At 70.9% G+C, this 22,821-nt stretch carries 33 protein-coding genes; 4 read left to right on the top strand and 29 right to left on the bottom strand.

From position 1 onward, the window contains the following. Positions 1 to 2: 2 nt before the first annotated feature. From SPR02S_RS54890 to SPR02S_RS54885, 3 genes are read right to left on the bottom strand one after another with little or no spacing between them, the layout of a single operon-like run. The gene (locus SPR02S_RS54890; protein WP_043257977.1) at positions 3 to 245 is read right to left on the bottom strand and encodes a hypothetical protein; all 243 of its coding nucleotides are present in this window, start codon (positions 243 to 245) and stop codon (positions 3 to 5) included. Between the two features lie 3 nt (positions 246 to 248). Continuing rightward, positions 249 to 1,253, bottom strand: coding sequence for a major capsid protein (locus SPR02S_RS00750; protein ID WP_019055017.1), 1,005 nt, complete (start codon positions 1,251 to 1,253; stop codon positions 249 to 251). 21 nt (positions 1,254 to 1,274) lie between these two features. Continuing rightward, on the bottom strand, positions 1,275 to 1,910 hold the full coding sequence (locus SPR02S_RS54885) for a translation initiation factor IF-2 (protein ID WP_052346891.1): 636 nt from the start codon (positions 1,908 to 1,910) through the stop codon (positions 1,275 to 1,277). Between the two features lie 105 nt (positions 1,911 to 2,015). On the opposite strand from SPR02S_RS54885, the gene SPR02S_RS62785 reads away from it, so the two are divergent. Next, positions 2,016 to 2,324 (top strand): hypothetical protein, encoded by a 309-nt coding sequence (locus SPR02S_RS62785; protein WP_158697759.1) that lies wholly within the window; start codon positions 2,016 to 2,018, stop codon positions 2,322 to 2,324. 39 nt (positions 2,325 to 2,363) lie between these two features. On the opposite strand, the gene SPR02S_RS63900 is transcribed toward SPR02S_RS62785, so the two are convergent. From SPR02S_RS63900 to SPR02S_RS00710, 6 genes are all read right to left on the bottom strand, one after another. Next, complete coding sequence (locus SPR02S_RS63900) at positions 2,364 to 2,522, bottom strand: Rmf/CrpP fold protein (protein WP_019055016.1); 159 nt, start codon at positions 2,520 to 2,522, stop codon at positions 2,364 to 2,366. Between the two features lie 11 nt (positions 2,523 to 2,533). Then, on the bottom strand, positions 2,534 to 4,735 hold the full coding sequence (locus SPR02S_RS58815) for a phage minor capsid protein (RefSeq protein WP_019055015.1): 2,202 nt from the start codon (positions 4,733 to 4,735) through the stop codon (positions 2,534 to 2,536). Positions 4,736 to 5,671: 936 nt separating this feature from the next. Beyond that, positions 5,672 to 7,147, bottom strand: coding sequence for a phage portal protein (locus tag SPR02S_RS00725; protein WP_026150085.1), 1,476 nt, complete (start codon positions 7,145 to 7,147; stop codon positions 5,672 to 5,674). After that, complete coding sequence (locus SPR02S_RS00720) at positions 7,134 to 7,316, bottom strand: hypothetical protein (protein WP_019055012.1); 183 nt, start codon at positions 7,314 to 7,316, stop codon at positions 7,134 to 7,136. The genes SPR02S_RS00725 and SPR02S_RS00720 overlap by 14 nt, the downstream gene beginning before the upstream one ends. A 13-nt stretch (positions 7,317 to 7,329) precedes the next feature. After that, entirely contained in the window at positions 7,330 to 8,562 is a 1,233-nt protein-coding gene (locus tag SPR02S_RS00715; protein WP_019055011.1) for a PBSX family phage terminase large subunit, read from the bottom strand. Next, entirely contained in the window at positions 8,552 to 9,082 is a 531-nt protein-coding gene (locus SPR02S_RS00710; protein ID WP_019055010.1) for a helix-turn-helix domain-containing protein, read from the bottom strand. The genes SPR02S_RS00715 and SPR02S_RS00710 overlap by 11 nt, the downstream gene beginning before the upstream one ends. Before the next feature lie 290 nt (positions 9,083 to 9,372). Here SPR02S_RS00710 and SPR02S_RS62780 point away from each other — a divergent pair, with 290 nt between their 5' ends. Further along, the gene (locus tag SPR02S_RS62780) at positions 9,373 to 9,603 is read left to right on the top strand and encodes a hypothetical protein (protein ID WP_158697758.1); all 231 of its coding nucleotides are present in this window, start codon (positions 9,373 to 9,375) and stop codon (positions 9,601 to 9,603) included. Between the two features lie 64 nt (positions 9,604 to 9,667). Here SPR02S_RS62780 and SPR02S_RS00705 read toward each other — a convergent pair whose 3' ends face one another. Then, positions 9,668 to 10,081: a hypothetical protein gene (locus SPR02S_RS00705; RefSeq protein ID WP_019055009.1), complete on the bottom strand. Its 414-nt coding sequence runs from the start codon at positions 10,079 to 10,081 to the stop codon at positions 9,668 to 9,670. Between the two features lie 262 nt (positions 10,082 to 10,343). Between SPR02S_RS00705 and SPR02S_RS62775 the strand changes: the two genes are divergently transcribed. Continuing rightward, positions 10,344 to 10,502 (top strand): hypothetical protein, encoded by a 159-nt coding sequence (locus SPR02S_RS62775; protein ID WP_019055008.1) that lies wholly within the window; start codon positions 10,344 to 10,346, stop codon positions 10,500 to 10,502. Positions 10,503 to 10,611: 109 nt separating this feature from the next. On the opposite strand, the gene SPR02S_RS58810 is transcribed toward SPR02S_RS62775, so the two are convergent. The 19 genes from SPR02S_RS58810 to SPR02S_RS62085 all read right to left on the bottom strand — a co-directional run bounded on the left by SPR02S_RS58810 (position 10,612) and on the right by SPR02S_RS62085 (position 21,889). Further along, positions 10,612 to 11,013, bottom strand: a complete 402-nt coding sequence (locus SPR02S_RS58810) for a hypothetical protein (protein WP_019055007.1) — start codon at positions 11,011 to 11,013, stop codon at positions 10,612 to 10,614. Between the two features lie 122 nt (positions 11,014 to 11,135). Further along, a complete protein-coding gene (locus tag SPR02S_RS00690) occupies positions 11,136 to 12,020 on the bottom strand; it encodes a hypothetical protein (protein ID WP_019055006.1) in 885 nt (294 codons plus the stop codon). Between the two features lie 58 nt (positions 12,021 to 12,078). Beyond that, positions 12,079 to 12,405 (bottom strand): hypothetical protein, encoded by a 327-nt coding sequence (locus SPR02S_RS00685; RefSeq protein ID WP_019055005.1) that lies wholly within the window; start codon positions 12,403 to 12,405, stop codon positions 12,079 to 12,081. Positions 12,406 to 12,420: 15 nt separating this feature from the next. Continuing rightward, complete coding sequence (locus SPR02S_RS62770) at positions 12,421 to 12,582, bottom strand: hypothetical protein (RefSeq protein WP_019055004.1); 162 nt, start codon at positions 12,580 to 12,582, stop codon at positions 12,421 to 12,423. A gap of 58 nt (positions 12,583 to 12,640) precedes the next feature. After that, positions 12,641 to 13,408, bottom strand: coding sequence for a hypothetical protein (locus SPR02S_RS64615; RefSeq protein WP_019055003.1), 768 nt, complete (start codon positions 13,406 to 13,408; stop codon positions 12,641 to 12,643). A 174-nt stretch (positions 13,409 to 13,582) separates the two neighbouring features. Next, entirely contained in the window at positions 13,583 to 14,407 is an 825-nt protein-coding gene (locus SPR02S_RS00670) for a recombinase zinc ribbon domain-containing protein (protein ID WP_019055002.1), read from the bottom strand. Between the two features lie 17 nt (positions 14,408 to 14,424). Beyond that, complete coding sequence (locus tag SPR02S_RS00665; protein WP_019055001.1) at positions 14,425 to 14,943, bottom strand: hypothetical protein; 519 nt, start codon at positions 14,941 to 14,943, stop codon at positions 14,425 to 14,427. After that, positions 14,940 to 15,164, bottom strand: coding sequence for a hypothetical protein (locus SPR02S_RS00660; RefSeq protein ID WP_019055000.1), 225 nt, complete (start codon positions 15,162 to 15,164; stop codon positions 14,940 to 14,942). Before SPR02S_RS00660 ends, SPR02S_RS00665 begins: the two co-directional genes overlap by 4 nt. After that, the gene (locus SPR02S_RS00655; RefSeq protein WP_019054999.1) at positions 15,161 to 15,724 is read right to left on the bottom strand and encodes a hypothetical protein; all 564 of its coding nucleotides are present in this window, start codon (positions 15,722 to 15,724) and stop codon (positions 15,161 to 15,163) included. The genes SPR02S_RS00660 and SPR02S_RS00655 overlap by 4 nt, the downstream gene beginning before the upstream one ends. 113 nt (positions 15,725 to 15,837) lie before the next feature. Beyond that, positions 15,838 to 16,353, bottom strand: a complete 516-nt coding sequence (locus SPR02S_RS00650) for an HNH endonuclease signature motif containing protein (RefSeq protein WP_019054998.1) — start codon at positions 16,351 to 16,353, stop codon at positions 15,838 to 15,840. 132 nt (positions 16,354 to 16,485) lie between these two features. Beyond that, positions 16,486 to 16,653 (bottom strand): hypothetical protein, encoded by a 168-nt coding sequence (locus SPR02S_RS62090; protein WP_019054997.1) that lies wholly within the window; start codon positions 16,651 to 16,653, stop codon positions 16,486 to 16,488. After that, on the bottom strand, positions 16,650 to 17,129 hold the full coding sequence (locus tag SPR02S_RS00640; protein WP_019054996.1) for a hypothetical protein: 480 nt from the start codon (positions 17,127 to 17,129) through the stop codon (positions 16,650 to 16,652). Before SPR02S_RS00640 ends, SPR02S_RS62090 begins: the two co-directional genes overlap by 4 nt. Then, positions 17,126 to 17,818, bottom strand: coding sequence for a zinc finger domain-containing protein (locus SPR02S_RS00635; protein ID WP_019054995.1), 693 nt, complete (start codon positions 17,816 to 17,818; stop codon positions 17,126 to 17,128). Before SPR02S_RS00635 ends, SPR02S_RS00640 begins: the two co-directional genes overlap by 4 nt. Continuing rightward, entirely contained in the window at positions 17,815 to 18,774 is a 960-nt protein-coding gene (locus SPR02S_RS00630; RefSeq protein ID WP_019054994.1) for a hypothetical protein, read from the bottom strand. Before SPR02S_RS00630 ends, SPR02S_RS00635 begins: the two co-directional genes overlap by 4 nt. Positions 18,775 to 18,843: 69 nt before the next feature. After that, entirely contained in the window at positions 18,844 to 19,377 is a 534-nt protein-coding gene (locus tag SPR02S_RS58800; RefSeq protein WP_019054993.1) for a hypothetical protein, read from the bottom strand. Further along, positions 19,374 to 20,864 (bottom strand): DNA cytosine methyltransferase, encoded by a 1,491-nt coding sequence (locus tag SPR02S_RS00620; RefSeq protein ID WP_019054992.1) that lies wholly within the window; start codon positions 20,862 to 20,864, stop codon positions 19,374 to 19,376. Before SPR02S_RS00620 ends, SPR02S_RS58800 begins: the two co-directional genes overlap by 4 nt. Then, entirely contained in the window at positions 20,861 to 21,232 is a 372-nt protein-coding gene (locus tag SPR02S_RS00615) for a hypothetical protein (RefSeq protein WP_019054991.1), read from the bottom strand. The genes SPR02S_RS00620 and SPR02S_RS00615 overlap by 4 nt, the downstream gene beginning before the upstream one ends. Further along, entirely contained in the window at positions 21,229 to 21,630 is a 402-nt protein-coding gene (locus SPR02S_RS00610; protein ID WP_245607467.1) for a hypothetical protein, read from the bottom strand. The genes SPR02S_RS00615 and SPR02S_RS00610 overlap by 4 nt, the downstream gene beginning before the upstream one ends. A 67-nt stretch (positions 21,631 to 21,697) precedes the next feature. Then, the gene (locus tag SPR02S_RS62085; protein WP_026150082.1) at positions 21,698 to 21,889 is read right to left on the bottom strand and encodes a hypothetical protein; all 192 of its coding nucleotides are present in this window, start codon (positions 21,887 to 21,889) and stop codon (positions 21,698 to 21,700) included. Positions 21,890 to 22,353: 464 nt separating this feature from the next. Between SPR02S_RS62085 and SPR02S_RS00600 the strand changes: the two genes are divergently transcribed. After that, positions 22,354 to 22,800, top strand: a complete 447-nt coding sequence (locus tag SPR02S_RS00600) for a helix-turn-helix domain-containing protein (protein ID WP_019054988.1) — start codon at positions 22,354 to 22,356, stop codon at positions 22,798 to 22,800. Positions 22,801 to 22,821 lie beyond the last annotated feature (21 nt).

Below are 22,821 nucleotides of genomic sequence, written 5' to 3'. Positions count from 1 at the left end.
GGTCACCCCTTGGAACGGGGACGGCCCGCGGGCTTGGTCGCCTGCGGGCCGTCGGCGCTGGTCGTGCCGGGATCGCCAGGCGGTTCGCCGTCGGCCGACTTATCGTCCACCGGGGTCACGGTGTAGCCGTGGCGCCGGAAGTAGGCGACCGCGCCCTCGCTGTCGGTGGTGGCCTCGCCGTCGACGAACCACACCCCCGCAACGCATCCGTTGAACTCCGCTACGGGAGTCGTCACTTCGTACATGGGTCACCTGACCTTGATGTTGCGGAACACGGACGCCGACTTGGTCGCCTTGAGGACGACGCCGACCGGCCCCATCTCGACCTCGCCGGTCTTCACCGCGCCGGCGCTGGAGAAGTCGGGGAGCCACGTGTTCACGATCTGGCCGCCCACGGTGGCCACGGCGTGGAACCCGTCGAGGCCGATCCGCACCGCGTAGAGGTCGGTGAGGCCGGTCGCGGCGGTGCCGCCCACGGTGCGGTTCTCGATGGGGATGATCGGCGCGGAAGTGCCGGGCTTCTCCCCGGGGTCGACGAACGTGATCCCGCCGTAGCTCTCGCGCACGATCGGGCGGCCGTTGGCGCCGATCAGGCCGTCGACCGGGTCACGGGTGTACTGCCCGGCGCGGCGGGCCAGGGCGCGCACACGCGCAAGGGCGGTGCTGTTGCCGATCACCAGCGACGGGGCGCCGTCGAGCTGGGACAGCCACTCGTCGAGGACGTCGAGGGCCTTCTGTTCGGCGCGCGGGTCGGTGTCGAAGTCGGTCCAGTCGGTCACCTGCGCGAGGCGGAACTCGGTCGAGCTGCCGGACAGGGCCTTGTCGAGGCCGTCGAAGGAATCCTCGTCCTCCGCGCTGTCGCCGTTGATCACGGCGTCCTGGAACTTGGTCCGGGTCGCCTTGATCTTCTGCTGCATGTTGAGCGTGACGGCGTTGGACGCTGCCGGACCGATACGGGAGATGACGCGGTCGACCTGGAAGCTACCGCCGAGGACGGCGAGATCGACGCTGAACCGCTGCGTCTTGACCTCGCTCGGCGCGTACTCGGTGTTGATCTTGCGGAAGTCCGCTGTGGGCTGGGTGATCAGCCGACGGTACGAGTAGCTGAGGGTGTCGCCCCCGCCGGCGGGGTTGACGACGTCGTTGAAGACGAGCGAGTCGAGCAGAACGGATTCCTTGCGGAACTCGTCGATGACCTGAACGTCGACGTCGTCGGTCGCGTTCTGCTTGGCCTCGTCGAGGGTCACGGGCATGGGGGTTGCTCCTGTCTGGGGTTAGCTGCTGAAGCGGGCGGCGATGGCGTCGGCGAGGGTGGCCGGGCGCTTGTCGCCGGTCGGCGGCCCGTTGAACTCGGCGCCGCCGCGGGCCGGTCCGGTCGCCGGGGTGCCGAGTCGGGGGTTCGCGGTGACGGCGGCGGTGATGGCGGCGGTCAGTGCGGCGGTGTCGTTCGGATCGATCGCCTCGACCGTGGCGCGGAAAGAAACGGAGTCGAGCAGGGCGAGCGGGTCGGCGCCCGCGGCGGGCGCGGTCTGGAGAACGGCGCTCTGTACGGCGGCGGTGCGGGCTACGGTCTGGCTGTCCGTGATGGCGCGCTGCGCCCACTGCGGCAGACGGCTGATGTCGCCCTCGACCGGCGGCGCGACCTGGGCGGCCGGCGGGACCGGTGCCGGCTGCGGGGGCTGCGGCTGCTCGGCGGGGACCGGCGCGGGCGCGGCCGGCGCGGGCGGGGTGACGGGTGCCGGCTGCGGTGTCGGCGCGGGGGCGGGCGGCTGCTGCGGTACGGCGGCGGGAGTTGGCGGCGCGGTCGGGGAGGGCGCGGGTGCGCCGGTCGGCTGTCCGCTCGGCTGGGTGCTGGGGTCGCCCTGCGGCTGTCCGCTCGGCGTGGTCGAGGACGGGGCCGGAGTGGTCATGGGTGCCTCCTGATGCGATCGGGCCCGCTCCTGCGGGAGTTTGCGGGCAGGCGTGAAGAACCGCCCGTTGACGACGGTCGGTTGGGGTTCTATATAGATGAGTAGGTGCCTAGCGACGCAGCCCCGGCTTTTCTGAACACTTCGGCGCTGAGGGCCACCACTCCGGGAAAAAAAACGCCATTGACCGGAGTGGACATGACAATTGCATTCGCCGCTAGGTGGTCGCTGATCGCCGCACGAATGCTTCCCCTGCTGGTGATTGTGGGGCTCTCGGCCCCGGCGTGGATCTCTTGGCCGTTTCTCTCCGCCGCACGTCAACAGGTCGTGCTTGAAATGGTGAGGACGCTGGCCGAGTGGTCTACCGCTTCAACACAGGAGCATGGGGAAGCGGACATGCGCAGAGAGAAAAAGTAGTGACGGGCAGTAGCGGGATTCCTCTCGCTGCTGCCCGTTTCACTGCTCAGCCGTGCGCCGGGCGCCGGCGTAGCCCTTGATCCATGCCGTACGGAGTAGGGAGTCACCGGGGTACGGGCACGTCCGCGCGTCGTCGCCGTTGCGTCCGGCCTCGGCTCCCTGCTGTACGGCCTTGACGATGTTTTCGCGCGTTCCCATGGCGGGCCCCCTTACCGCTTGTTCTGCTGGTCGCTTTCGTTCTTGCGTGCGCCGGACGCCCAGCGCTGTTCGCGGCCGGTCACTTGCTCGATGAACTCGGCCTGAGTCAGACGTCCGTGCTCGGCCCACCACTCTTTCAGTTCGTCGCTCGCCCGCGCGTACGCGATTCGAGCCGGACCGGTGAACAGTTCAGCCGGATTGACCCCGGCGGCCTGGGCCTTCTTGTTGAGAAGGTAGCCGTTGGTCGCGTCCTCGGCGGCGAGTAGCTGCCGGTATGCGTACTCCTCGTACAGGGCGCGGGCCTCGGCGCGGGTGACCCGGCGGGCGGTCTCCTCGCTCACGCCCTTGGCCGCGTCCGACACGACGGCGGCGGCCAACTCCTCGGCGAACGTGGTGTCGTCAGCGAGGGCACCCCACGTCTCCGGGTCCGGGGCGGGGTCCATCGCTTCGGCGAGGGCGTCGCGGTCGGCGAGCAGGTCGTCGACGGCGTTGCCGGTCGCGGCGGGCGGCGGCAGCTCGACGGCGTCGCGGCGGTCCATCTCGGCGGCGATGCGGAGCAGTTCGTCGTTGGTGGCGTACTGCATGCACCAGGCGAGGGCGTCGTCGCCCACGTCCGCGAGATCCCCGGCGAGCTGTCCACTGGGGAAGTACGTGGCGAGCAGGTCGCGGCGGCGGGCCTCGGCGTCTAGGGCGGCGCGCTCGTCGGGGCCGGCGGTGCGGGCGCGGGCGGCGAGGTCGTGGTCGGACAGGCCGACCAAGTCGCGCCGCACACCCGGCAGCCGGCTCGCGACGTCGCGGCGGTCCATCTCCGCGATGACGCGCAGCGCGTCGCCGTCGTCGAGGTGGGGGAACGCGCGGGCGAGGTCGTTGTCGCCGAACGCGAGCAGGTCGTCGGCGAGGGTGCCGCCGGGGCGAACGCGGTCGAGCAGGTCGTCGAGGTCGCGGCGGTCGGCCTCGGCCTCGATCCGCGCGCGGGCGCGGTCGTCGAGCAGACGGGACCCCTCGGCGGCGGCGAGTTGGTCGTCGTGCATCTCCCGTAGCGAGCGGTCATCCCCCGACCACACGCGTGCGGCGTCGAGTTGGGCCGGCGTCGCCTCGGTGCGCGGGGCGGGGAGGTTGGACGCGCCCGGCTGCTCGCGGTGCCGCAGCCGGCGTAGGTCGGGGTGGGCGGCGAGGTGGTCGCGCATGGCGCCCTGCCACTGCCGCACCTTCGCGCGGGCGGCGCGCTGCGCCTCGGGGGTGACGGCGGCGGCCTCGCGGTTCTTCCATCGCCGGATGTTCCGCTCGATCTTCCGCTGTCGCTGCCCTGCCTCGTAGCTGGCGGGGTCGCTGGCCGCGTTCTCCACGGGCGTGATGCCGGGGGTGTACGCGGACACGCTGTGACGGCAGTTCGGGTGCTGGAGACCGGCGCGGCGCGCTTCGTCGAGCGAACCGGCGACGCTCACCCGGACCGTGCGGCCGTCCTCGGTCGCGTGCTCGGCCTCGACCGTGCGCTCGCCGTCCGGCCCGCCCACGGTCAACACCTGGCGTTCCCACGGGCGGCAGAGCGGGCACTCGCGCGGGGAGTCGGACACGATCACCAGGTCGACGCCGGCCTCGCCGAGCGTGCGCATGTGCGCCTCGGTCGCGGCGCGGCCGACGGACGTCCGTACGGCCATCTCCGCGTACGAGGTGAGCTGCCAACGGCGCCCGGCTCGGTCGGTGAACGACGCGATGCCGCGGTCGGCGAACCGGCGCATGGCGTCCTGCGTCGCCTGCCGGCGGGTGCCGGTGCCGAGCAGGGGCGTTGCGGTGACCTCGGCGACGACCGTCCGGTACTGGTCGTCGACCGCCCGGAGAATCGAACGGTGCGTCGCCGTGAGCCGGTCGACGGTTTCCTGCGCGAGGCGGTCGACGGCTTGCGCGTTCGGGGCGACCTCGTCGACCAGGCGGCGGGAGTCGTCGGACAGGGCGCCGAGTTCGGCGACCGCGGCGCGGTGCCCGGTGTTGTACGCCTCGGCGACTGCGTCGAACACGTCGAGGGACATCGCCTTGCCGAGTTCGTCGACAACACCCTGTGCCGCGCGGCGCACGGCCTGTACGGCGGCGAGCTTGCGCTCGACCCAACCCGGGGCGTCGAGGCCGTCGGCGAGCTGCCGGGCGATGATGCCCAACAGCCGTTCCTCGGCCTGTTCGTAGTGGTCGCGGGTGCCTGCGGCAAGAATTTCGACCATGCCGGGGTGGATAGCCACAGCTCCCCCCGATCTTCACCCGTCACAAATCTGTAACGGGGTAGCGGCTCGCTGGCCAGGGGGGTGGGCGCGTCGAGGCGGTCGCCAAAGGCTAGCCGTTACTCCGAACAGGGGATTGCGCCAGTGGCTGAAACGTCTTTCTCCCACAGCGAACGCCTGATGTGCTCGAAGCGCGCCGTCAACTCAAATATCGAATCTCGGGGAATTTCGTCGGAAGAGGCACGGAAAGGTTAAGGGGCCCGCCTGAACGTGATCGATTCTGATTCGAAAATGTCGAATTCAGAATATGAAAATAGTCAATATGGCGAACCGGTTGCTGATAGTTAAACTATGGCCAATGGGTCTTCTTCTGGGTGTAGCGAAGTTGTGCGACCCCCCGCTCGAGAGGTCACGCCAGACGCATATGATGGGACTCGACTACAGCGGATGACTCCTCATTGGTCTTCATCGGCACTGCCGATGAGGTCCCTGTTTTAAGGGGAATCCGGAGCTATCTGCTGGAGGTCCGAAGATGTGGCGTGGACAACGCGGTATGCGGTTGCCGAAGCGGTGGTTCGAGCACTGGTGCAAGTACTGGCTTAAGTGTTGGGAGCTGCGGAGGCACTGGCTTCCCACAGTTCTCCGACTCATCATCGAGTGGTTGTTGCACCAGGTTTAGCGCGAACGCGTGAATTGGGACGGCTGTACAGTCCGAGGCTCACCAGAGAGTCCGGCTGAGAGTTAGACAGCCGGACTCCCTGGCTGCACACCGGCGCTAGGGCTCGACTTCCGGCTGTCATCCGGTTGTCGGGTCCTTCGTCGCTTCCGGACTAAGTCCGGCCGGTGTTTCACGTGAAACAGTACCTCCGTGATGTGCTCAACGTCCAAACTTCCCTACAGCTGACTGGATTAATTGTCGGATCTACAGACAGTACGTCGTCAGATAGGGAAAGATGCGACGGGGTCCGGCGCGGCGGCGCCGGTCTCGGCGAGGATCGCCCGCACTTCGGCTTGTACGGCGGCGTCGTCCCATGTCGGATTGAGGATCTTCACCTTCGTCGCCGTGCTGATTGCCCCCGCGCGGTTGAGCAGGTCGAGCGTGGCCGCTGTCTGCTCGGCCGACTCCGCGACGCCATCGCCGAACTCCACGCGCGGCCGGTCGGGCGTGATGCTGCTGCCGAACAGCTTCGCGTCGAGCAGCAGCAGAACGTGACACATGTCGGCGACGGCGTGCCGCCAATAGCCGGCCTTCTTGCGGCGGGTGACCATGCTCCGGGCGTCGCGGGCGTCGACCTCGGTCGCGGTGACCGGCGCTCCGTCGCCGTCGAGGCCGAACGACTGCGGGCTGTAGCCGGCCGACTGGGCGGCCTCCCGTGTGATCGCCTCGGTGGTGCTGCGGTGCTCCTCGACCCTGATGTCGAACTGATTCAGGGTGATGCCGGCACCCTCGTTCGGCGGCATCCGGAGGGAGTGCCAGACCTCGCGGTCGTCGTCGAACGACGCGCCCTTGCCCGCGCCCTCATTGCGCATGTACCCGTCGGGGACGATCAGGCGGGCGCGGGCGAGGCGGATGTCGCGCATCCACGATGTCCACGTTTCGTCGAGGCTGTCGAACAGGTCGTAGATCGGTGCCGCGTAGTCCGAGCGTCCGATCGGTGAGCCGCGGTGCAGCCGGTTGGGCAGCACGTTGGGGACGTATGCGGCGGTGAGTTGCTGAATGCCGGTCGTGATTGTGTCGCCGTCGGCGTCGAGGCTGTCGACCAGGTCGGCCGTGTCGGGGTGCTCGGTGAGCGGCACCGTGCGGCCGACGTACTCGGCGGTGCCCTCGTACAGCGCGTGCACGATGCGGCCGGGCTCGTGCCGTTCGAAGTGCCGCCACACGGTCGAGGTGGTCGAACCGCCCAGCTCGCGCCAGAAGTTGACGGCGCGCAGCAGGCCGAAGCGCCATTCGGGGATCGCGCCGTCGGGCTGCATGACGGTGAGCAGGGGGCGCGGTACTAGGTCGCGGTCCCACGTCACCCGCAGGAACACCCCACTGAGGGCAGCGGCCTGCTCGGCGGCGCCGAGGAACACCTGTTGGGCGCGGCCCTCGTCGAGCAGTTGGTCGAGGCGGGCCTGTGTCGGGGTGTCCTCGACGGCGATCGTCGGCATGTCGGAGAAGAGCAGGGCGGCCGAGGTCGCGGCGATGTCGCCGGCGAGGGGGACGTGTAGGCGGTGGTCGCGCCGGTCGAGGCGGTGCTCGAACGACCGGCGCCCCCACAGCCGACGGCGCTCGGTGTGCCGCGGGTGGTTGGTGTAGACGCGGGCGAGGCGCTTCCGGTCGCCGCTGTACCACGCGTCGTCGACGCGCATCGCCTCGTAGTGCGCGGCCCACGCTGGCGGCGGCCACGCTGCGCCGTTATCAGGGAGCGCCATCGTCGCCCCCTTCCTGCTCGGCGTTCTCGAACGCCTCGGCGGCGCGGTGGAACAGGGCGGCGAGGGCGGGGCGTACCTCTTCGCCGGGGGCGAGGGACAGTTCCCCTACCTCGACGGTGTGCTCGCCGACGGTGAGGGTTACGGGCAGGGTGAGCGTGGGCTCGGCCATGGCGGGGCCTCCTTCATGCGGCGAGGGTGAGCAGGTGCCGCCACTCGTGGGCGGTGGAGTGCACGGCGTAGCGCAGTGCGTCGCACGAGTGGTCGGCGAGCTTGACGGGCTTGTCCTCGCCCTTGTCGGCGGCGGCCGTGTCCCATACGTAGCCGGGCAGTTCGTCGAGCAGTCCCTCGCACGACCGGTGTATCCGCAGCAGACCGGCGCCGAGCAGGCTCGCCACGGACCGGATGCCGTCGACGACCTCGTTCGAGGCGCGGGCAACGCCCTCGTAGGAGTCGGCCCACAACTGCGTGATGAACGATGCCGCGCTCGGGTCGACGAACGTCCACTCGGCCGCGATGCCGAGGTCGGCAACCCACATGCGCAGTGCGGCGGAGTACTGGGCGTCGGTCATCTGCCGGTGCGCGGTGCGGGAGTCGTGGCGCCACTCGGCGCACGCGTACAGCCGGCCGTCGACGCCCTCGCCGAGCAGGATCGCCGAGGTGGCGTTCACGGTGCCGTAGTCGATGCCGATCCAGTACCGGCGCATCGCGGGCAGGGTGTCGACGACGTGCTCGGACTCGTCGAACATGTCGTAGATCGCGCCCTCGGCCTGAATCCATAGGCCGAGGACGTTCCGCTTGTAGAACAGACCGGTGTGCGTGGACTTGATCCGGGCTTTGTACTCGGCGTCGAGCCCCGGGTTGTCGTCCAACTGGAAGTGCCACGACTTGAGTCGGGCCTCTTCCGGCCTGAGCAGGTAGTCGCGGCGTAGCCAGTGATTCGGGTTGTCGGGGTTCGTGGTCGCGAAGATCTTCGACCCGGGCACGCTGCACCGGGCGGTGAGCTGGTCAAAGAAGCTCTTGGGCAGGGTCGTTGCCTCGTCGACGTAGGCGCCGGAGCAGGTGAGGCCGCGTACCTTCGGCTCGGCCTGGGCGTCGTTGGCGCCGAGGGCGTGCACGGTGCGGCCGAGGACGCTCGCTGTCGGGGCGCCGGCGGTGTACTGGACGTCTTGGGCGACCTCGCCGAAGACGTCCGGGTTCATCAGAGGGCCGAACACGTTCCGGGCGAGGCTGTCGCGGGTGCGCCCGATCATGACCAACTCGCCGCCGGTCGGCGGGTCGGCGACGTACCCCAACCACCGGAGCAGGCTCGCGATCGTCTTTCCGCTCCGAACGCTGCCTTCCCAGAGGTTGAGGAACGCGGCGGCCTCGACGATCGAATCGACCTGCTTCGGCGACAGACCGAGGTCACTGTTCATCGTCGCCGTCCGGTGAACTGCCGTGCCGCTCGGCGTAGTTGCGGGCGAGTCCTTCCATGAGGCGCCCGATCACGGAGCGGGAGCGCTCGTCGGCCTCGTCGCGCGGCGGGGTGAGCTTGAGGGAGCGGTCAAGGGCGGCGCCGGCGGTGGCCATCATGGTGCGCCGGTCGGCGGGGGTCGGCTCGTCCTGCCACTTCTGGGCGTAGGTGTGGTCCTTCCCGCCCCACTCGAAGTAGAGGTGCGGCTCGGTCATCCGGCCGATTTCGCGTTCGGCGACGTCGTGCAGGGTGAGCGCGAGTTCGGCGCGGCGCGCGGCGAGGTCGGCACGGCGTACGCGGGTGGCGGTCTCGACCTCGGCGGCGCGGTCGAACGTGAGCGGTGGGTCGCACGCTGCGGCGATCTTCGACACGGTCGAGGGCGAGCGGTTGATCGTTCGGGCGATCTCATTGCGGCTCTTGCCCTCGGTGTGCAGTCGGCGGACCGCGGTGCGGTCGGCGTTGCCGATGCGGGCGGCGGCCATTGGCGGTCACCTCCCTGACGCGTGAGAGCGAGCTGTTTGACGTACGCCATCCGGACAGCTCTCGGCCCCTAACGAGCGTGTAGCGACCCTCTGGGGGTGGGTAATAAATTATTTGACTTATTTGTCGTTTTTATTGCCAAATCTCCTCCCCTCAGGGTCCTGAAAAAGCAGGAATGTCATGTCAAGAAACGCTGGGGTGTGAGGGCTGGCCTGGGCACACTCGATGTAGGCAAGGGGTGGCCGCTCTTGTTGACCAACGCGACGACAATCCGTGCAACAAGGGAGATTTCATGAGCCGTAAAACGGGGCAAAGTCAGGCAAGCGCCCTCCGTCGAGTCGACAAGGGCCCGTCTCGCGTGCATCCGCTTGCAGATCACATTCCCGCTGTGCTGATCACTGTCATCGTCATCGTGCTGTCGGTTCGGCCGACAGCTGACCAGCAGACAGCGGCGCTCGTTGGTACGGGGATCGCCGCTTTGGCGGCAGCGGTAGGACGGCGGCGACTTGCCCGCAATGAGTGACCCGATACGGAACGCCCCGCCATTTTTCGCAGATGGCGGGGCGTTCCGCGTTTGTCCCGGACTGCTACGCGGTCTTACAGAAAGTCGTCAACGCGGTGTTGATCTGCTTTGCCTCGGCATCGCTCACCTCGTGCGAGCTGGTGCCGAATCGCTGTTGCGCGGACCAATCGACCTTGGCTGACTTGCCGTTGATGGCGGAGCACTGGTTGCGGCTGTTGTCGACGGCCTTGTCTTCGTCCGCGACCAGAGTGGGACTGACCTCGCGCAGTGCGGCAAGCAGGGCGGTGCGCGCCTGCCCGGTCGGCTTCGCCGGAATGCCGGCGTTGTGCATCGCGTCGGCGGCGTCGCTGGCGCTCACGGACTCGATGACGGCCGAAGGCGTCGACTTCTTCGACGCGTCGTCGCTGCCGCTGCACGCGGTGAGCGATGCGAGGGCGGCGACGGTGGCGAGGGCTAAGGCAATGGCGCGGTGCTTCACGGGTTGTCCCCCCACGGGTTGGTAAGCGATACGTAAGAGGGACGTGTGCCGGGTGGGGATGGTTGCAGGGCGCATACGAACGCCCCGCCGCTGGGGGGAGCGGCGGGGCGTTCGAGGTGGGGCGTCCGTGTGCGGGCACGCCGAAGACGCGGCCAACAATAGGTCACGGAAAGGTAACGGCGCAACTCTTCGGGCCCAGCGGCGTTCACCCGGTTGGACGGTGGCACGACTGCCACTGCGTGATCTCGCGAAATGGATGCGCATGAGTACTTCCGTAACGCTGCCGAAGGTTGTCGTCGTCGTTGAACGCGTGGCCGTCGGCACGCACCGATTCCTTGATCAGGTCATTCCCCTGGTCGAGAAGGTCGAGACAGCTATCTGTGCTGCGCGTGGGCTCCGCGACACGGTGAAGGCGAAGTGACACGCGCGCGCGTGGCCGGGCTCGCGACCAGTCGGCGCGGCTGCTGACGACGGCGCCCCGTCTGCCGACGGTTCGGCGGACGGGCGCGCTGCTGCTGCTCGCATGTCGGCTATGGGCGGACGGGCGGTCGGCCGGTCTGCTGACGGTACAGCTGCCGTGTTGGCTGCTGCTGACGGACGTCATCAGTGCTGGTCGGCCTGCTGCTGGGCGTCCACACGGGGCCCTCGTGCGTGACCCACGGGAGGGACGGCGGGCCGACGACGGGCGGCTTCTCGACGAACTTGTATGCGGCGAGCGTCGGCGCGGTGCCGACGGGAACGATCCGGTGGTGCCATGCGGTCCGATAGAGGTTGGCCACGATGCCGACGGCCGCCCGCATGGCTGTCGTCAGGTCCTCGCCGGTCTCCATGACCACGGCGAGGTCTCGCGCGAACTGCTCGTCGAGTCGAACGCTGGGCCGGGTTCCCGCGACGGGGAGCGCGCGGCGCTGGGTACGCTGCTGGGTAGCCATAAGGGGTTGGGTCGCTTTCCTTCTCTGTGTGGTGAGGGCCCGCCCATACGGTTTGTGAGGAACCGGGCGGGCCCGCCTTGTCGGTGGGCCTACTGCTGGTCGTCGCTACGTGTGCTGATCTTCTACTCGCCGACCGGGAACTCGGGCTCGGGCAGAGTGGCCGGTTCGCGCTCGTGGACATACAGGGCGTCGTTCTCGTCCCCCTCGGGGCCTTCCCAGACCAGCGCGCGGGCGCGGTGCTGGGCGACTTCCTCGTCTTCCGCGTCGGCCTCGGCGAGCACTTCCTCGGCGAGGTTCACCTCGGCGTTCGGCGGTCCGGCAAGGTGGCCGCTCTCGTATGTCTGCCACCCCTCGCCCTCCGGGCCATCGAACAGTTCAAAGCGGTAGTTGTAGAGCGTCAGCCCTCCGGGCACGTGGGCGCGTCGGGCCTCGTATGTCTCCTGATCGGCCCGTCCCGCAGCCTCGGCGAGGAACCTCTCGACCGCGGCTGCGTCCTCGTCGGGCGTTTTGCGCAGGACGGCGTACACGTGCGAATCGGTGACCTTGAGCAGGCGCGCGATGTCAGCTGGCTTCATGCCCTGAGCCTTGGCTCGCCGGATCAGGCCCGGGGTCACCTCGACGGCCTTCTCACCGGCCTTGCGGGTGTCGTCGAGCTGCGCGAGGGCGAACGCCGTCGGGTGCAGTTCGACCGGGAAATCGGCCTCGATCATGGCGGCCCGCGCGGTGAGCGTCTCGGCGCGTCGCCCTCGGCGGAGCGTGCGCACGATCTCGAACGACGACATGGGGCGGCCGTCAGTGACGACCGTTCCGGAGTCGACGGCGGCCGTCACCAGGCTGAGAGCGAGGGCGGCGAGCTGCGGGCGGCTGTCGAGCAGCGCGTCGAGGGCGGCACGGGCCTGCTCCGGGTCGGGCGCCGGCGGCATCTCGTACCCACGGGCGCCGAGGGCGTGCAGTACGGCGGCCCGCTGTTCCTCGGACGTCTTGGGCGGCTGCTTCCTGGTGCTCATACCGGGTGCTCCTGTCGGCGTGGTCGAGCCCGCCCTCGGGCGAGGGCGGGTGGGGCGGTCAGGCGGCGAACAGCGCGACCTGTTCGGGCGCGTGCGGTACGCCGTCGAGGGCAAGCTGTTGGGGGCGGCGCGGTCGCCACGGCGAGGGGATCACGAGCATGCCCGAGGGTGCGGCGACCTCGACCTCGCTCCGCCCTTGGACGGCGACGGCCTCGGCCTCGGCGCGTACGCACCGCTTGCACAGGCGCCACCCGCGCACGGCGGCGAAGACGCCGTTGCGTCCGCCCGCGGGGCGTCCGCAGTACAGGTCTCGCGTTCCGGGGCGGCGGTAGTGCCCGGTGATCTTCAGGGCGGCGCCGCGCACGGCGTGGGTCTCGGGATGCATCGGCGAGTTCCTCGGCTACGGGTGTCCGCAACCTGCGGGGCAGGTCACCAGGTTCGGGCAGTTGCAGGAGGGGGCGAACTCGTTCTCGGAACAGCCGCAGTTCTCGCACCGCTCCTCGCTGTTCTCAGGGTGGTCGACCTTGAGTACGGCGCGGCGGGTCTGCTGGGGCTTCGGCATGGCTGGTACTCCTCGCGTCGGGGCGGGCCCGCCCTCGGAGGGGCGGGCCCTGGGGCGCTCAGGCGGGAACGATCAGGACAAGGTCAGTCGCGGGCCACGGGTCGCAGACGTCCCACGGGTTGTCGTCGCCGAGGTTCACGACGGCTTCCGTGCAGTCCGCGAGGTTGGCGCACGACCCACACCCGCACGTGCGGTCGTAGGGCATCGGGTGCGCCTGGTACTGGTCGTTCATGTAGTCCGAGCGGGGCAGGCGGCCGAGGTTCCCGTAGGCGGTGAGCTGCTCCCGAAGGGCGTCGCCGTGGTGGTGGTCGGGGAACGACGCGAGGATCGTGTCTCCCTCGGCGACCTCGGCGGCGCGCACGATGCGGGCGGCAGCGGGGTCGAGCAGTAGCGGGGCGTGGTCCTCGTCGGCGGGGATGTCCGTCACGACCACAGGGAAGAACTCAAGGCACGTGGAACGGCCCTGCTCGTCGGCCTCGGTGAGCTTCGGCTCGGTGGCCTCGCGGTGGTGGGTACCGTCGCACTCCTCGCCGCGCTCGTCGCAGTCGCACGGGCACCCGCAGTCGGTCACGGGGCGCATGAAGAACACGAACGCATCGACGACGTGCTCGCCGACCAGCTCGGCGACGGTCTCGCACTTGGCGAGGCGGGCGTACAGCTCGTCGAACGGGGTGTCGTCCTCGACGTCCTCGGCAACACCAGAGATGTCCCCTTCGAGCCAAGCGAAGATCTCGGCGACGTCCTCGCCGATGCACTCGACCCGGTACTCGGAGTCGAGGCCGATCTCGTGAAAGCCCACGTGGTAGCGCGTCCGGTTGGTGTTCATCAGGGGGTCGCTCCCTCTGGTCGGTGGTGGTGGCGGGTGAGGACCGCCGTTGGCGTGACCACTGTAGGCACTTCTGAAGTCGCTACACAAGTCACTTCAGAAGTCAGTTCAGAAAGTTGGTGGGCGGCCAACTTCCGGGCTTACCTGGGGAGTTGGCCGGTCCCTCGTCCCCGGCTACGCGGCCGGTCGCTGCCGGTCGGCGGTGAGGGCGGCCCACAGGGCGACCAGGTCGGCCCCCCGCCATTCGCCCCGGCGGCGGCCGTCCTCGACGGGCGCGGTGCACGCTGCGCCGGTCGAACAGGTGACGACCGGCTCGCCGCCCGCACGGGTGCGGCCGGTGAGGCGCCCGCCGCAGCATGGGCACGGCTCGCCGAGGGCGGTCGACCGGCCGTCGCGGCCGAGGGCGCGTTCGACGGCGCGGCGAGCGCCGGCGGCCGTCGCGGTGAGGTGGTCGAGCAGCAGGGCGGGGACCGGCGCGAACAGGTCGCCGTACTCCTCGCCGAGGGCCCGTCCTTCCAGCCACACGGCGGCCCAGTGCAGCCCGTACGCCCGCGAACCGGCCGAGTCGGGCGTCTGGTAGTGCCATCGTGAGGGGTCGGCGGCGTCGGCCTGGTCGGTGAGGAACCGGCCGCTCGCGTCGCGCGCGGGTCGTATGGGGCGCTGTACCTGCTCGGCGACGGCGTCGGCGAGGTCGAACAGCTCGCGCTCGACCTCGGTCGCGGCGTCGAGGGCGTCGAGGTTGAGCGGGGCCGGGTGCTCGCGCAGCAGCAGGGGGAGCCGGCCGACGACCGGCTCGGCCGGCTGCTCGCCGTCCTCGGTGCGGTCGGCGGCGGCGAGCTGGTCGAGGAACCCGCCGCGGGTCTCGCGCGGCGGCCACTCTGCGGCCGGTCGGCGTCCGACGGCTGCGAGCAGGTCGCCCCACTGCTCGCGTACGGCGGCAAGGTCGACGGCGGCGCGGCGGGCGACCGGCGGCGCGGCATGGTCGAGAGGGGGTGTCATGGTGGCTGCTCCTGGGCTCACTGCTGGTCGAGGGCGTCACGGACGGCGTCGTACACGTCGTACTGGCCGTTCGTGTACGCGAGGTCGTTGGGCAGTCCGAGGTGCGGGCGTGGCCGGGCGGGCAGCAGGGCCCGTACGGCGGCGACCTGCTGACCGGCGCGGCCGTCGGCACGGGCGTCCCCCTGCCAGAGGGTGACCGTGCGCGAGCGGCGGGCGAGGTTGGCGCGGTGCGCCTGGTCCTGCTCGGCGAGCTGTTCCTCGGCGTCGGCGGCGCGCTGCTCGGTCTCGCGTATCGCGTCCTCGGCGGCGAGGGTGCGGCGCTGCTCGCGCCGTACGGCGGCCTGCTGTCCGCCGGCCTCGGCGCGGAAGCGGTCGGACGCGTCGACCTCGGCCTCGACGTGCGCGCGCAACAGGCTGGCCTCGGCGCCGGTGAGGGCGCCTCGCTGGGCGCGGGCGAGCAGGATGAACAGGGACTCGCGCCGGGCGTCGCGCTCGGCGTCGCGCCGGTCTCGGCGCGTTCGGATTCGGCGGCTCATCTGTCGTTCTCCTGGGTTCGTTCGGTGAGTACTCGGCAGGTGAGGCACCTGCGGGGACACCGGTCCTCGCCCTTGGCGAGGCGCAACAGGGCACGGTCGGCGCCGCGGGCTCGGCGGCCGGCGAGGGGGCCAGGGTGGCGCCGGCATGCCCACCGGCCGAGGGGCACGCCGGCCGTGAGGACGATCGCCACGGTGGTGAGGGCGGCGGCGGTGGTGCTCACCGCTGCGCCTGCTCGTCGAGGCTGTCGGCGTGGTGGTCGAGCCGTTTCCGGACGCTGTCCATGCCGGTGAGCAGGCCGCGCGAGCTGTGGTTCACGCCGAACCGCTCGCGGGCTTCGGTGGAGTGCTGCCGGGCGAGGGCGGAGAGTTCGCGGGTGTGGACGGCGAGCAGGACGTACGCGGTCGCGAGGGCGGCGGCCGGGCTGCGCTCCTCGGTGTCGAGCAGCAGATCGCGCAGCGAGGCGAGGACCGGCGACGGCTCCGCGGTGTTGAACGCGAGGCACTGCCGAACCTCGTCGAGGGCGCGCTCGCCGGGTGCGGGCATCGCCTCGGGCGGCGAGGCGGGCGCGTCGTGCAGCGGGCACGGCCGGCTGGTCGCGCGGGCGGTCGCGCACTGGCCGGCAGGGTCGTCGAGGCTCGCGGCGAGCTGGCGCAGGATGTCGGCGGCCACCGGCCGGGGGAGGTTGCACGCGACGTCGGCCGGTCCGCTGTTCGGCACGGTGACGATCAGGCGGTGAGTGTCGAGGGAGGCGACGGCGACGGCGTCGGGAATGCGGGTCATGGTGCGTTGCTCCTGTCTCGGGGGGAGGGGAACGACGCGGTATTCACGGTGTTGACGGTGAATACAGCGTTGTTCGCGCGCGCGGGCGGCTCCGCGTCCGGACGCGAGGCCGGTCACGCGGCCCGTTCGAGGGCGCGGGCGGGGCGGGGTCGGATGGGGTGGACCGTGGCGAGGCGGGGCGCGCGCTTGGCGGCGCGGGCGGCGCGGGCCTGGGCGTTCTTGCACGCCCGGCACTTGCGTGTGCCGTTCCTCGCCCGGATCGTGTTCGCCTGGTCGTAGCGGTGTCCGGCGGGGCACTGCGTCACGGCGGCGCGCATCGCGACGTGGTTCGCCGAGCGCAGGATGTTGACGCGGTGGGTGACGGCGTCGAGGTGGCCGGGGGCGACGCACGCGCGGCGGCGGCACCGGTGGTCGACCTCAAGACCGGCGGGTATCGGGCCGTTGGCCTGCTCGTAGGCGTAGCGGTGGGCCTTGACCGTGCGGCCGTCGGCCCAAAAGGTGCCGTAGCCCTTCTCGTTGGTGCTCCCGTCCCACAGACGGCAGGGGCCGGGGCAGTGCCGGCGGAGTGACCAGGGGCCGGCGGCGTTCACCTTGTCGGCGAACCGCTCGGCCGGGGTGGGCCGGTCCACGGACGTACCTCCTCGCGGGATGCAAGTCGTTCCCGATGTTCTTTCCATGGATGGAAACGTTCCTTCCATGGAAGGAACATAGTGCACGGGGGGCGGCCTCGGCCGTTCCGATTCCCGCCCCCCGGGCGGTAGTTATGCGGCTTGCCGGCCGTCGTCGGGTGGGGCGAGGGCGATCGTCCACCCCATGGCGAGCAGTTCCTCGACGACCTGCTCGGCCACGTCCTCGGCGGTGTCGAGGCCGTTCCCGCGGGCGTTCTCGACGCCCGCGCGCACGACGGCGAGGGCGGCGGCGGGGATCATCGCTGTGCCCCGGTGACGTGTCGTGCCTCGCGGCGTCCGCACTGCTCGCGGACGACCGGCGGGCGAGTCATGAGGCGGGCGAGGCCGGCGCGCTCGCGCTCGGACCGCTCGGCGGCGGTCCGGCGGGCGGCCTCGGTCTCGGCGGCGGCGCGCTGTTGCTCCTCGATGCGGCGGCGCTCCTCTGCGGCGGCGCGGCGGCGCCCGGCGAGCAGGGCGGGCCCGTCGACCTCGAACCAGGTCGCCCACTGGCCGTGTCCGGCGTGCTGCTCGACGATCACGTACGCGCCCTGCTCGGCCATCCCGCGCGCGATGCGGCGCACGGCCTTGCGGTCCTGGGTCGCCTTCACCCACGGCCGGTCGGGGCGCCGGTCCCAACTCCCGGTGATCCGGAACGACTTGCTGTTCTTCGTGCGGTCGCCGGCACTCGCGCGGCGGCGGTGCGGGGCGCGGTCGGGGTGCTTGCTGTTGCGGTTCATGCGGCCGGCTCCTGGGCGTAGTGGCGGGAGGTGGCGAGGTCGAGGCGCGAGGGGTGCGCCGAACTGCGCGGGTGGCGGCGGTAGTTGACGCACGGATCACCGGAGCGGGCGCGGCACTGCTCGTAGGGGCACACCACGTCGAGCGCGTCGGGCAGTCCCTCGACGGCGCGGCGTTCGCGCTCGGCGCGGCGGCGCCGGTACGGGGCGAGGGCGTCGGCGACGCTGCGCGGGACGTAGCCGCCGAGGGCGGCGAGGCGTTCGGCGGCGAACTCCTCGCGCTCCTCGCGGGTGCCGCCGGTCAGTTCCCGGTACGTCGCAGCGGTCACGGTGCCGGTCGCGACGGCGTGCCGGGTGCCGAGCAGTTCCGCGCGGTACGCCTCGGGGTTGTCGGGGTCGGCGGCGGGAACGGGGTCGTGGTGGCGGTCGACGACATCGCGGCGGAAGCTGTGCCACGGGCGCGAGACGTCGCTCGGTTTGATCGGGTACGGGCTGGTCGCGATGTGGTGGCGTACGACCTGCGCGGCGTCCCAGTGGCGGCCGTTGGGGTGCGGGGCGGCCGTGGCGACGTCGGCGAGCAGGTCGGCCCACTGGTCGAGGACTTCGGCGGCGGCGGCCTGGTCGTCGGGCGCGGTGCGCGGGTCGAGGCGCACGGCGTAGGCGAGCAGGGCGGCGACCTCTTCGCGGGTCATCTGGCGTGCTCCTGGGGCGAGTTGAGGGCGGCGGCGAACAGGTCGGCGGCGCGCTGTACGCGGCCGGGACGGGCGGCATCGAGGGGGATCACGTCGGCGCCGGGGGCGGTCGGGGCGCCGGCGGGAACGGGCGGAAGCGCACTCCAGCCGGGCAGGAAGTACCGGACCGAGCGCGGCCGGCTCCGGGCACGGCGCCACTGCTCGCGGGCGTGGTCGACCAGGGCGGCGGGCGCGGTGCGCTTCACGATCGCCTCAAGCCGGAACCACTCGGCCTCGGCGAGCGACCACTCGACAACGACGCCGGCGGCGGTGAGCGCGTCGCGCAACGGCCGAAGGTTCACCGGCACGGCGGGGGCCGGGCCGTAGCTAGCTGGCTGTACCTCCGAAGGAGGTACAGCAGGACGGGACGGGTCGGGTCGGGGGGACCGTGACGGGTCCGTACCGTCACGCTGTGACGCATCCCCCTGACCTGCTATTTCGTCCGGGAACTCGATCTGATTCGCGGGCGGTTCACGATTTCCGGGCGGCGGATCATCGTCGATTCGCTCGTCATTCGCCGACGGATCGGGCGGATTACGCTCCTGCGTCCGCTGCCCGGCGGCACGCTCGCGGGCCCGCTGCTGCCGCTCCGCAGACCTCGCCCGCTCGTCCTCGACCCGGGCGCGGGTCGGGTTGTAGATCAGGAAGTCGTGCATGTAGTAGTCGCCGGGGGCCGGCTGCTTGCATCTCGGGTGCGGGCACGTGTGGCCGTGCTCGTGCCACAGACCGGCCGCGACCAGCTTCCGGGCCTGCGGCGCGGTGCCGTACAACTGCGCGACGACGCCCGGAACCACGCCCTCGGTGAGGTGCTGCGCGGCGTAGGCACCGGCCTTGGCCCACAGACCGACGGCCGCGTTACCGGCCTTGAGCGTCTTGGGGTGCCCGTAAAAGGTGTCGTCGACTTTGAACCAGGTCACGGGGGCTGTGCTCCTCGGATGGGGCACCCGGGGCGAGGGGCTCGGCGGCCAGTCCTCGCCCCGGGGCGGTCATGCGGCGGCGGTGACGAACGGGCGGGTGCGGGCTGGCTGGTGCTCCTCGCACCGTGGCCCGCACGGGTAGGGCCGTACCTCGGAGTCGTGGCACGTCGGGTTGCCGTGCTCGCAACTCGGCTTGCTGGAAAGCCGGTTGCACTCCGCGCAGTACTGCCGGCCGTCGTCGCGGTGGCGGCCGTGTACGGCCTGGTCGTGCTTGCACTTGCGCGGCCGGTGCCGCATGCCCTTCACGCCGGCGAGGGCGGCACGCTCGCGCTCGCGGGTCTCCTGGTCGTCGACATGAGCGGGCGAGCAGCACGTCGCCACCTCGCACGACGGCGAGACGCTGCCGACCGGGGCCCGCCCGTGCCACAGGATGAACGCGGCCTGAAACGCGGTGAACGACGCGCCCTTGTGCTGGAACCGGCCCCCGCCCTTGGCGGGGGTGCCGGTCCACTCGCGGTGTCCGCCCTCGGTCTCGCGGGTGCGCTTGAGGAACGCGAGGGCGAGGTCGACGGAAACGCCCTGTACGGACGTGACGGCGCTCATGCGGCCAGTCCGAACCGTGCGGCGATCCCGGCGCGGTGCAACAGGAAGTGCAGCGCGTGCGCGGCCTGTTGCGGGACGACGCCGTTGCCCAACGCCTTGAGCTGGGCGGGGCGGGACAGGCCCGGCACACCCGTGATGTGGCCGAGGGGCAACCCCATCATCCACTCGACGAACGCCGGGGTCAGGCGGCCTCGATCGTCAGTTGGCCGGGGTGCCGGTCGCCCCGTGATCGCTTCCCACTGCGCAACGGCGTGACCGTAGGGGCCCCAATCGACGCTGCCGCGCTCGCCAGCGTCGGCGTCCCGTCCCCGTACTTCTGATTCGGGCTCCCCTTCGTGCCGTCGCTCGCCCTCGGCGTCGGTAGCAGGTGCTCGACCTCGTCGGCGAGCGTCGGGCCGTGCCCGCCCCCCTTCCTCTTCTCCGGGTGCTGCGACCCCCCGCTCATCCCGAGCGATGCCGTCGGGGTCTTCAGCAGCCGTACGACGGCCGGTAGGCCGTCGTCGTGCCCCCTGCCCCGGCTGTCCCTCGCGAGGGGCGTCGGAAGGTGCGCGATGCGGGCCCGCAACGTGTCGTTGCGGTTCCCGTCCGGCGTCCCCGGTCCGTTCCACTCGCTCGTGGTCGGGGTCGGCAGCAGGCCACGCGATGATGAAAACGCGCTCACGCTGGTGAGGCGCCCCGACATCGGATGCGCGCTGCACGTGCCATTCCGCAGAGAACCCGAGGTCGGCCAAGTCGCCGAGTACGGCGCCGATAGCTCGAAGAGTGTCGGCGTCTCCGCCGTCCTCATCCACAGGCGGGCTGTCGGGTCCCACACCGCGAACGGCCTTGGCCGAGAGAAGCCCGCGGACATTTTCGATCACCACCAACCGGGGTCGCAGTACGGATATGGCGCGGGCGACGTGGAACCACAGACCGGACCGGTTCCCCCTGATCACCCGCTCGGGCGGCGGGCCCGCCGGGTCGGCGAGGTCGCGGGCGTTGAGTTCGGCGACCGCGGCGGCGGCCTCCATGCCGGCCAGGCGCGCGGGCACGGCGCCGGACGGCGAGGCCGCTTCACACGTCGCGAGGTCGTGCTCGCCCCACCGGCAGTTCCCGCACAGCAGGACGCCCGCGGGTACGACGGTGTCGCCGATCACGCCCGCGCGCTTTCCCGCAAGGCTCACGTCCTGGCATGGAAAACCTGCGGTCAGGACGTCGACCGGCTCGACCTCCGACCAGTCAACGGCCGTGACATCGCCATGATTTGGGACGGTCGGCCAGTGGTGCGCGAGGATGCGCGCGGCGTACTGGTGCCTGTCGTCGGGGTCGTACTGGCAGTGCCACGCCACGGACGCGCCGAGCAGACCGGCGACGGCCATGTCGAGCCCGCCGTACCCGGAACACAGGGAACCGATCCGGGGGCCGTCCGGGATGGCGAGCTGTCCAGGCACCATCTCGACGGCGCGCTCGGCGAGCAGTTGCGCGGCGCGTTCAAGGGTCAGGGTCACGGGTGCGTCCTCCTGTCCGGTGCGAGGCGTATCCGGGCGGCGAACCGGGTGATGCGGCCGGCGAGGGTGATCGCGTCGTCGGGGCCGAGCAGCGGGTCGAGGCCGTCGGCGCTCGGCGCCTCGGCGAGCAGGGCCTCACGACTCGCGTCGGCCTGCGCGGCACGGATGTTGCGCTCGAACTCGGGCATGTCCTCGCTCACGACGGCGTGATCGAGGCGGACGACATGCGCGGCGTGCAGCGCGAGCAGGCGGCCGACGTCCTCGGGTCCCTCGGCGTAGGCGAGGGCGAGTTCGTCGAGGACGCGCGCCGTGCGGTGGGCGACCGGCAGACGGACGGCGAGGCCGTCGGCGGTGAGTTGAGGGATCATCGCAGCGGCTCCGGGGCGCCTTCGAAGCCGAGGGCGGCGGGCGCGGCGGGCTCGTCGAGGCGGAGGTCGCCCGTACGGGCGTCGTAGGCGAGGGCGCGCGACCAGTCGGCGCCGGGAAACATGCGGACGAGCAGGCCGCGGGCGGCGCGGTGCCCGGTGCGGTCGGCCTTGACCGGCAGTCCGAGGACGTCGTCGAGGACGACCCACGTCGCGGCGCGCTGCTCGCCGTCGCGGTCGGTCTGCACAGGCACGGTCCGCACGTGGACCGTGCCGGGTGCGATGGCGTCCAGCTGCCGGGCGATCACTTCCCTACGGGCGAGGCGTCTCCGCGCGCGGTGGGCTCCCAGTACGGCGAGGGCGGCGCGGGGCGCGCGGTGGATAGGCTTGGAGGTGTTCACGGTCGGTACCTCTCGGGGTTCGGTCGGGAGGGCCGTCCGGGTCGCATCCGGGCGGCCCTCCGTGTTCTCAGGCGGCGGCGCGGTGCTCGACGGCGGGCGCCTGCTGGCGCTGCTGGCGTTCGAGACGGCGCAAGACGAGTTCGGCCTCGGGGGCGAGGCGGCCGGCGGCGCGGTCGCGGTCGCGGCGCCTACGGGCGGCGTCGAGGACCCGGCGAGCGCTGGCGATGGCCTGCTCGCGGGGGATCACGTCGCCGGTCAAGCGGCGTCCCGCGTGATCAACTGCCCGGCGGAAACGCCATAGTGCGTTTCAACTGCCGCCGCTACGTTGGCACTTGGGGCGGAGCGTCCGTTCCGCAAGCGCCGTGCGGTGGTCCGGGCAACCTTCAATCGTCGTGCTGTGTCTGACGGAATGCGGGCCCCCGTTTGTCGAGCGGCGGCGATCAAGGCGGCGCGGTCACACATGAGCACCTTCCTTCCACGGAAGGATTGTTTCCTTCCGTGGAAGGAACGTTAACATGCTGGTGTGACCAGACGAGTCGAACGTCTGTGCGGAAGGTGCTTGCCGAATGACATTGACACTAGGCATATGCCCGACAACAATCAGTCACCTGTTCGAGTGCATCGCCGCAGTTCATTGGGGGTGAACCGTGTCAAACATGCATGTTCCGGGCGCGTTTGGGTGGTCGCCTGGTGGCTACGTTCCGTGGAAGGTATGTTCCGTCCATGGAAGATACGAACTCGGGCGAGAACGATCGCGCGACGCCGGAGCAGTTCGGCACCTGGCTCAGGAGCCAGATTGATCAACGCGGCTATGACCTGGCACCCAAGGGGGGCGGCCAAAGCAGGTTCGCCGAAGCCGCCGGCCTCAGCAACAGCACCGTCAGCCGCATTCTGCGGGGCCAGGCCGTCACGGAGACACGCACACTTCAGGCGATCGCCACCGCCCTTCGCCTGCCCCTCGCCGAGGTGCTCGTCGCCGCCGGCGTGCTCAGCGCACGCGAACTGCACGATGTCCGCAATCCCACCAGCACCAACCCACTGACACCCGAAACCGCTGCCGACGAACTAGGCATCACCGACCCGCAGTCACGCCGCCTGTTCGTCAACATGACCGCCACCCTGCGAGAGCAGCGCGCCGAGAACGGCGAGGGACGCATCGCCGAGAACTAACCGCACGGAGAGGTAGCACAG

It is taken from the genome of Streptomyces prunicolor NBRC 13075 (assembly GCF_000367365.1).
GTDB lineage: Bacteria > Actinomycetota > Actinomycetes > Streptomycetales > Streptomycetaceae > Streptomyces > Streptomyces prunicolor.
The sequence above is the reverse complement of the archived record's forward strand: the minus strand, read 5'-3'. Positions and strand labels throughout refer to the sequence as shown.